The sequence below is a fragment of the Stackebrandtia sp. genome, assembly GCF_035643755.1.
In the GTDB taxonomy this organism is placed as follows: domain Bacteria; phylum Actinomycetota; class Actinomycetes; order Mycobacteriales; family Micromonosporaceae; genus Stackebrandtia.
Map to the genome: position 1 here is coordinate 1 of NZ_DASQPW010000318.1, position 8,582 is coordinate 8,582.

Annotated in this window: 7 protein-coding genes and 1 pseudogene; 4 read left to right on the forward strand and 4 right to left on the reverse strand. The window is 69.5% G+C overall.

Going from position 1 to position 8,582, the window contains the following annotated elements:
* Positions 1-940 (forward strand): hypothetical protein (locus VE172_RS24925; protein ID WP_324804718.1); only part of this gene is annotated, 940 nt, incomplete at its 5' end.
* Positions 941-998: 58 nt separating this feature from the next.
* Here VE172_RS24925 and VE172_RS24930 read toward each other — a convergent pair.
* The 4 genes from VE172_RS24930 to VE172_RS24945 all read right to left on the reverse strand — a co-directional run bounded on the left by VE172_RS24930 (position 999) and on the right by VE172_RS24945 (position 4,775).
* Entirely contained in the window at positions 999-1,892 is an 894-nt protein-coding gene (locus VE172_RS24930; protein ID WP_324804719.1) for a hypothetical protein, read from the reverse strand.
* A 228-nt stretch (positions 1,893-2,120) separates the two neighbouring features.
* The gene (locus tag VE172_RS24935; protein WP_324804720.1) at positions 2,121-3,038 is read right to left on the reverse strand and encodes a hypothetical protein; all 918 of its coding nucleotides are present in this window, start codon (positions 3,036-3,038) and stop codon (positions 2,121-2,123) included.
* 91 nt (positions 3,039-3,129) lie between these two features.
* The gene (locus VE172_RS24940) at positions 3,130-4,050 is read right to left on the reverse strand and encodes a hypothetical protein (protein WP_324804721.1); all 921 of its coding nucleotides are present in this window, start codon (positions 4,048-4,050) and stop codon (positions 3,130-3,132) included.
* A 146-nt stretch (positions 4,051-4,196) separates the two neighbouring features.
* Positions 4,197-4,775: a hypothetical protein gene (locus tag VE172_RS24945; RefSeq protein WP_324804722.1), complete on the reverse strand. Its 579-nt coding sequence runs from the start codon at positions 4,773-4,775 to the stop codon at positions 4,197-4,199.
* A 109-nt stretch (positions 4,776-4,884) separates the two neighbouring features.
* On the opposite strand from VE172_RS24945, the gene VE172_RS24950 reads away from it, so the two are divergent.
* The 3 genes and pseudogenes from VE172_RS24950 to VE172_RS24960 all read left to right on the forward strand — a co-directional run.
* Complete coding sequence (locus VE172_RS24950) at positions 4,885-6,816, forward strand: TIGR03960 family B12-binding radical SAM protein (protein ID WP_324804723.1); 1,932 nt, start codon at positions 4,885-4,887, stop codon at positions 6,814-6,816.
* The gene (locus VE172_RS24955) at positions 6,813-7,574 is read left to right on the forward strand and encodes a TIGR03936 family radical SAM-associated protein (RefSeq protein WP_324804724.1); all 762 of its coding nucleotides are present in this window, start codon (positions 6,813-6,815) and stop codon (positions 7,572-7,574) included. Before VE172_RS24950 ends, VE172_RS24955 begins: the two co-directional genes overlap by 4 nt.
* A 354-nt stretch (positions 7,575-7,928) precedes the next feature.
* Positions 7,929-8,582: pseudogene (locus tag VE172_RS24960) on the forward strand (Rne/Rng family ribonuclease); the annotation flags it as partial.

An 8,582-nucleotide genomic window follows, 5' to 3' on the forward strand; every position in this document is an offset into this window, starting at 1 on the left:
GCCCGTCGGACGGCCCGTGTCCGCGCCGCCTGGCGGCCGTCCCGTCTCGGGGCCCCCCATCTCGGGCAGCCCCTTCTCGGGCCCGCCGATCTCGGGCGTCCCCGGTTCGGGCAGCCCCTTCGGCCCCGTGTCCGGTTCCCCGTTCTCGGGCGGCCCCACCGGGCGCCCGCTGTCCGGGGCCCCGACGTCGGGCACGGTTTACGGCCAGGTCGTCTCCGATCAGGCGCCGACCATGGTCCCCACCATCGGACGCCCCGTGGATGCCTTGCGTCCCAAGGGTTTCCACGCCAGCAGCAAGGCGCTGGAGCTCATGGTGACCCCCGCGCCGCCCTCGGGCCTGGTGCTGGGCCGCGACGCCGAGCAGAAGCCCGTCGTCGCCCCGCTGTTCCGTCCCGAGGCCGTCAAGGCCGCCGTGATCGGCGGCGCGTTCGCCGCCCGCCTGGTGGTCTTCCGCGCCCTGGCCGTGGGCGCCCGCGTCGCGGTGTGCACCACCCGCCCGCAGGTCTGGGAGGGTCTCGGCCCCGCCGCGACGGGCCGCGAGGACCGGCTCGCCGTGCTGCACGGCGACCGCCCCGTCACCGTCGACGCCAATCCGCACTCCCCGGCGCTGTACGTCTACGACGTCGGTGAGCAGGGCACGTCCACCACGCCGATCCTCGGCCCGTGGCGCACCCAGCTGACCATCCTTCCCCGCCTGACCATGTACGGCTCCCAGGCGGTGGAGGACGCGCATCTGACGATCCTGCAACGCATCGACGCCGACGAGGCCGCGGCCGCGCAGGCGGGTCTGCGGGTCAGCGCCGACACCGCGAACCTGTTCCAGATGCTGTACGACGACATGTTCGCGATGCTGCGGGTCGGCGCCAAAGAGCGCTACGTGTGGGCCAACGCCACGTCGATCGAGAAGCAGATGTTCGGCGAACCCACCCGCGACTACTGACGACAACGCTGAAGGGGCCCGACGGTGTGATCCGTCGGGCCCCTTCAGCGTGTGAAGGCTATTGGGCCGCCCAGTTGTCGAGGTACTTCTTGGCGATGTCCTTGGAGTACCCGGCGACCTGCCGCTCCGAGGCCGCGCCATTGTAGACCGACACCCGGATCTCCAGGAACACGTTGTCCCGGTAGACATTCAGGCTGTAGTCCACGGTCTTGCTCTTGGCGTCGGGCTTGCGAACCACCGCGAAGCCGCCGCTTTCCACGTTGCTCAGCTTCGTGAAGGTCTGCAGGTCGGCGTGCTGCTTCACCGCGTCCTTCGACTCGCTGGCGGCGTCGTCGAAGGCGTTCTTGGCGCCCGCGTCCCGGCGATACACCTCGGAGTTGGCCTGGATGTCGCCGCCCTTGCCCGCACCGCCGAAGGCCATGTCGCAGTGTTGCTGGCTGGAGTGCTCCTGCTTTTCGGTCGTGTCCTGCTGCTTGGTCAGCTTGGCGCCGTTGATGACCGACTTCATCGGCGAGGTGTCCAATGGGGAGCAGGGCTTGTCGAGCGTCGCGAAGGCCGGCCCCGACTTCGCGTCGCTCCCGCCGCCGCTGACCAGGTACCACACGCCCCCGACCAGCGCCACCACGACGACGATCACGATGGCCGCGAGCCCCAGCCGAGCGCCGATCGAGGCCTTCTTGGCCCGCCGCCGCTTGCGGTACTTGGAACGGTCGTCGGCGGTCTCGCGGTCGACGTCGAACGACTCCTCGTCGAAGGCGCCGCGTGCGTCCCGGGGAACGTAACCAAGCTTCTCGATCTTGCGGGTGTTCTCCTCGAACGACCACTCGCCGTCGTCCTGCTCGGCGTCGGAGTCCTCGGGTTCACCGCCGGGCGCCCAGCCGCCACCGGTGTGCGGTGCGGGACGGGGCGCCTGCCCGGGCCCGGTACCCGGCGCGGGCCGCGGCGACGGCATGGAGGGACCACCGTAGTTTCCGGGACCGTCCTGCGGGGGACGGTAATCTCCGCGGCCGGGTGGGGCCGAACGGCGTCCGTAAGGGTCCTCATTGTATGGTCGCCGGTCAGTCACTGATGTACCTCTCTCTTCACGACCAATCGATGCGGGGGGCGATAACGTCTCGATCGCTGACTCCGCAGCGTATCGGGCCGTCGAAAGCCCGCCGCGCCAGGTCCCGCCGGGGTACTACTTCTTGGCCTTGTCCAGCACGCTCTCGGCCACGGCCTTCGCCGAGTCCTCGATGCCCGAGGCGGCGCTTTCGGTCACGTACATCTGGACGTAGCCGGACAGGTTGCCGTCCTGGAACACGAACACGACGCCCTTGCTTCCCGACGAGGCCGAGTAGCAGCCGGAACCCGAACCCAGGTATCCCTGCTCCCAGCTGCCCGACACGTCGGAGCCGCTGCACCCGGTGAACTGGGAGGACTTGTCGGAGTCGTACTCGGTCTTGGCGCTGTCGACGGTGCCCTCGACGTAGACCGTCATCGAGAACAACCCGAGGACCGAGTAGTCGCTGTTGTTCATCGTGCCCGAGCAGTAGCTGTTGCTGGTGTCGCCGTAGGTGGACGTGGTCCCGGTCGGCGTCGAACCGAAGTCGACCATCGCCTTCACCGTGGACAGGTCGATCTGGCTGCACGGGTCGCTGCCCAGCGCCTGGTATTTGGCGTCGTCCTTGCTTCCGCTGGTGGAGTTGACGACGATGACCACGACGATCGCGACGAAGATGAGCAGCACCACCACGCCGGCGGCGATGCCGCCGATCAGCAGGCCGCTGCTGGACTTCTTCGCCGGCGGCGGGGTGAATCCCGGGGCCGGGCCGTAGGCCGGTGCGGGGGGACCGTACGCCGGGGGAGGAGGGCCGGTGACCGGGGGACCGCTGATGGGCGGGGCGCTCGTCGGACCGTAGCTGGGGGGCGGCGGGGTGGCCGGGGATCCCTCCAGCTCGTACTGGACACCCTCGTACGGCGAGGCCTCGTCTTCCGAAGACTTCTTGTCGTCCGACGACGGCGCGGGCCCCGACAAACCAAACGGCGAGTTGACGTCGCCGCCCGGCCAGCCGTCACCACCGGGCTGGTTGGATGGTGGCTGGTACGGGCCGGTCATCGCGCTTTCTCCTTTGCGTTGGCGACGGTGGATGCCTGACTGGGACAGTACCGCCCGCATGGTCGGCGGACGCTACTGCCGTCCGGGTCGATCAATTCGCGAGCTTGCCCATGGTGTTCTCGAGGAGGTCCTTGGCGACGCTGTCGGCCTTGTCGCCCCAGCCGACCTCGTATCCGTAGATGGACACCGACATCGCGAGGTTTCCGTCCTGTATGTACAGACCGTAGGTCAGCGTGCTGGTGCCGGGAGCGCCCGCGGACATGCCCTGCTCCCACTTTCCGGACACGTTCTTGTCCGGGGTGGTCGAGGCGGTCGACATCATCGACTTGTAGTCGCTGACCGCCGAGTCCTTGTCGGCGAAGGTGTCGGCGTTGACCGTCAGCGAGATGGAGTCGTAGTTGGAGTCGGCCAGCGACACGATGCACGACATCATGCCGGAGTTCGCGTCGGAGCCGGGAGTGGTGATGTTCGACGGCGCCGAGGACTCCTCGAACCCGCCGGACTTCACGTCGGTCAGGTCGACGTCGTCGCAGAACTGGCTGGCGAACTTGTACTTGGCGCCGCCGGAGTCCGCGCTGCTGGACGAGTCGCTGCTGTCGCTGGAACCGGAGGCCGAGTCGCCCCCGTCGTCCTTGCTGCCGAAGACGCCGGTGGCGATCAGCACGGTGACGACGACGCCGAGAATCACCACGGCGCCGACGATCCCGCCGATGATCCACCCGGCTCCGTTGCTCGACTTGGGCGGCGGACCCATCGGCATCATCCCGCCGGGAGGCGGCATGCCCGGTCCGCCGGGCGGACCGTAGGCGGGCGGGGCGCTGTAGGGACCCGGAACCCCGCTGGCGGGCGCCGCGTACGGGTCCTGCTGCGGGTATCCCGGTTGCGCGTAAGGATCGGGGGGCGGAAGCTGGTTCCCATCGGGCCATCCGGCGCCGCCGGGGGGCGGCTGATTCGGGTCTCCACCCGGCCAGCCGTCAGCACCGGGTTGACCGGGAGGGGGCGGGTAGGTCATCTCGGGCTCCTTGCGGGTGTCCGTTTATCAAAGGTCTTTGGGGCGGGCATCCTCCAACGCCGCGCACAGGCACACGCGGACGCTGAACGCACCGCGCGCCTCATTATTGATAATGCCGCACGGTGAACACGACCGGAAGGCGAGGTTTATTCCGATCCCATAACGTCTAGCGTGGATTGACTCACGTCCAGCAGGAGCTTCGGCGCGTCGGATTCGCAGCTCAGGCCCTTGCCGGAGATCAGGACGGTCAGCGACAGCACCGCGTTGCTGGCGCGCACGTGCGATCGGCACACCTGGGGCGAGGCGTGCGGGGCCACCATCACCGTCGCGGCGGCGTCGCCGGTCTGCTTGGACTTGGAAACCTTGTAGCCCTTGGCCTTTTCGGCGTCGAGCTGGCTGGTGAAGATCTCGGTGGCGTCGTCGACGTCGGAGGCGACCCGGGCCTCGGCGTTGAGGGTGACCGTCAGGTAGTCGGTGGATCCGTCGCCGGAGGCCATCGGCACCGAGCAGGTGAACACGGCCGGGTCCTGTTTGACGTCCGAGGTGGCGTCGCGCTTGTCCTCTTTGGGGGTCAGCTTCTTGAACGCCTTGGTGTCCACCGACTTGCAGAAGTTCTTCACGCGGCTGGCGTGGTACTTGCCGGTCTCACCGCCGTGGTTGGTGGACATCCACCACACGACGACCCCGGCGACGGCCAGCAGCACGGCCACGACCACCAGCAACACGCCGGCCTTGAACGCGTCGGAGCCGCGCGCGATGCCGCGATGCGCACCACGATGACCGCCCGGGCGACCCCCGCCGGACGGCGTTTTCGGCTCGATACCCTGGACAGTTATGAGCGTGACCTCCGTTTATCCGCAGCTCGAACTGCTTCTTCCCCAAGTGGCTAAGCCTATCCAGTACGTCGGCGGGGAGCTAGGCGCCGTCGCGACGGATTGGGACGCCGCACGGGTGCGCTGGGCCCTGATGTATCCCGACGCGTACGAGGTCGGCGTTCCGAATCAAGGTATTCAAATACTTTATGAGGTGCTGAACGAGCGCCCCGACGCCATGGCCGAACGCACCTACGCGGTGTGGCCCGACCTCGAGAAGCTGATGCGCGACAACGGCGTCCCGCAGTTCACCGTGGACGCGCACCGACCGGTCGCCGCCTTCGACGTCTTCGGTGTGTCCTTCGCCACCGAGATGGGCTACACCAACCTGCTGACCGCCCTCGACCTCGCGGGCATCCCCCTGACCGCCGCCGACCGCACCGACGATCACCCGATCGTGGTGGCCGGCGGCCACGCGGCGTTCAACCCCGAACCCATCGCCGAGTTCATCGACGCCGCCGTCCTCGGCGACGGCGAGGAGGCCGTGGGCGAGATCACCGACATCGTCCGCGACTGGAAGGACGCCGGCAGCCCCGGCGGCCGCGACGAACTGCTGCTTCGCTTGGCGCGCACCGAAAGCGTCTACGTCCCGCGCTTCTACGACGTCGACTACCTCGACGACGGGCGCATCCAGCGCGTCGTGCCCAGCCGCGCCGACGTCCCCTTCCGGGTGCACAAGCGCACCACCATGGACCTCGACGCCTGGCCCTACCCCAAGAAACCGCTGGTGCCGCTGGCCGAAAGCGTCCACGAGCGCTACGCCGTGGAGATCTTCCGCGGCTGCACCCGCGGTTGCCGCTTCTGCCAGGCCGGGATGATCACCCGCCCGGTGCGGGAACGCTCCATCACCACCATCGGGGAGATGGTGGAGACCGGCATCGAGGAATCCGGCTTCAACGAGGTCGGCCTGCTGTCGCTGTCCAGCGCCGACCACTCCGAGATCGCCGACGTCTGCTCCGGCCTCGCCGACCGCTACACCGGCGAGAACGTCTCGCTGTCCCTGCCGTCCACCCGGGTCGACGCGTTCAACGTGGACCTCGCCAACGAGCTGTCCCGCAACGGACGCCGCAGCGGCCTCACCTTCGCCCCCGAGGGCGGCAGCGAACGCATCCGCCGCGTCATCAACAAGATGGTCTCCGAAGACGACCTGATCAACACCGTCGTCACCGCCTACGGCAACGGCTGGCGCCAGGTCAAGCTGTACTTCATGTGCGGCCTGCCCACCGAGACCGACGAGGACGTCGTGGGCATCGCCGACATGGCGCACAAGGTGATCAAGGCCGGGCGCCAGGCCTCGGGCAACCGCGACATCCGCTGCACCGTCTCCATCGGAGGGTTCGTCCCCAAACCGCACACCCCCTTCCAGTGGGCCGCCCAGGCCGACCCCGAGACCGTCGACCGGCGCCTCAAGCTCCTCAAACAGGCCATCAACTCGGAGAAGTCGCTGGGCCGCGCCATCGGCTACCGCTACCACGACGGACGGCCCTCGCTCATCGAGGGACTGCTGTCGCGCGGCGACCGCCGCGTCGCCGACGTGATCCGCCGCGTCTGGGAAGAAGGCGGACGCTTCGACGGCTGGAGCGAACACTTCTCCTACGACCGCTGGGTCGGCGCCGCCGCGGCCACCCTTCCCGCCCACGGCGTCGACCTCGCCTGGTACACCACCCGCGAGCGCGACGAGAACGAGGTCCTGCCCTGGGACCACCTCGACTCCGGCCTCGACAAGGAATGGCTGTGGTCCGACTGGCAGGACTCCACCGCCGAGGTCGAGCAGGACGACTGCCGCTGGACCCCGTGCTTCGACTGCGGCGTCTGCCCCTCCATGGACACCGAGATCCAGATCGGCCCCACCGGCAAGAAGCTCCTGCCGCTGAGCGTGGTGGGGCAGCGATGAGCCGCAAGGAACCCGACCAGCAGGCCCCGGTCGTGCAGCGGGTGCGGGTGCGCTACGCCAAGCGCGGCCCGCTGCGTTTCACCTCACACCGCGACTTCGCCCGCGCCCTGGAACGCGCGGTCCGCCGCGCCAAGCTCCCGATCGCCTACTCCTCGGGCTTCCACCCCCACCCCCGGATCTCCTACATCGCCGCCGCACCCACCGGCGTCGCCAGCGAGGCCGAATACGCCGAACTGGCGCTGCGCGACCGGATGGGGCCCGACGACCTCCTCAAGGCCCTGGACGCCGCGCTGCCGCCCGGCCTCGACATCACCGAGGCGATCGAGGCGCACACCTCCGGCCTCGCCGACCGCATGGAGGCGTCGGCGTGGCGCATCGAGCTGCCCGGCGTCACCGTCGAGGTGGCGAACGCGGCCGTGGAGGCGTTCCTGGCCGCCGAAACCGTGACCGTGACCCGCCTGACCAAGAAGGGCGATCGGGCCTTCGACGCCCGCGCCGCCGTGGTCCACGCCTCGGTGAGACCGGTTGCCGGGGGAGACGGCGAACGGTATGCCATACTCGACCTTGTCGTGCGGCAGGTGACACCTGCGGTACGGCCCGATGACGTCTTGTCTGGGTTGTCGCTGGTAGCCAGTCTTGTGCCGCCGGTGCCACCCCGAGTCACCCGGCTTGCACAGGGGCCGCTGACGGAGTCCGGTGACATCACCGACCCACTCCGCGCGGATCGCGAACACCCAAGTGTCGGTGCGGGAGAATGATCGCCTGACCGGCGGACGCCGGGACGTCGTCGTGTAGACCGCCGTAAAGGCGCGTCCGGTTCTAGGGGTGTTTGGAACCGGACGTTGAGGACTTAGGTGGCATCCTCCGGGGTGCCACCGGCTGACTAGCCGCGCCCGTGTGGCTGCGCAGTGACGCGTACTCGCGTCGCGCGCCCGGGCTCGGCGGAAAACGGAGTGGATTTCCACATGCAGGACGACGAAACGAATAGCCAACGGGTGCAGCCCGCACCCATCCTTTTCGTAGCACCCCCTACCCCCGCGCCGGTCGCCCGACCGGCCGAGGCCGACAGCTCCGGTGACACCGGCGAAGGCGGCCGCGCGCCCCGGCGCCGGGTGCGGAGCAACCGCAACAAGGCCGAGAGCGAATCTGCCGCCACCGACGGCGCCGAAACGCCCGGTTCCGAGACCCCGGCGGTCCGGCGTCGCACCCGACGCCGCTCCACCGAAACCACCGAGGCCGAGACCGAGACCAACGACGGCGGCGACAGCTCGTCCCAGGACGACGCCGACGACGACGAGGCGGGTCGCGGCCGACGCGGACGGCGGGGCCGCCGCGGCCGTGGCCGCGGCAAGGGCAACGGCGCCGACGGTTCCGGCGACCCGGACTCCGACGGCTCCGACTCCGACGACAGCGCGGGCTCCGACGCCGACGGCGTCACCCGCCGCCGCCGGCGCCACCGCAAGCGCGCCGGCTCCGACTCCTCCGACGCGCCCAGCGAGGACGGCCAGACCGAGGTCGTGGTCAAGGTGCGCCGCGCCCGCGAATCCAGCGGCGACGACGTCCAGGGCCTGTCCGGCTCCACCCGCCTGGAGGCCAAGCGGCAACGCCGCCGGGAGGGACGCGGCCAGCGCCGCACCCGCCCCCAGGTGCTCAGCGAATCGGAGTTCCTGGCCCGGCGCGAGTCGGTGGCCCGCACCATGGTGGTCCGCGGCTACGGCGACAGCACCCAGATCGCCGTCCTGGAGGACGGGCTGCTCGTCGAGCAC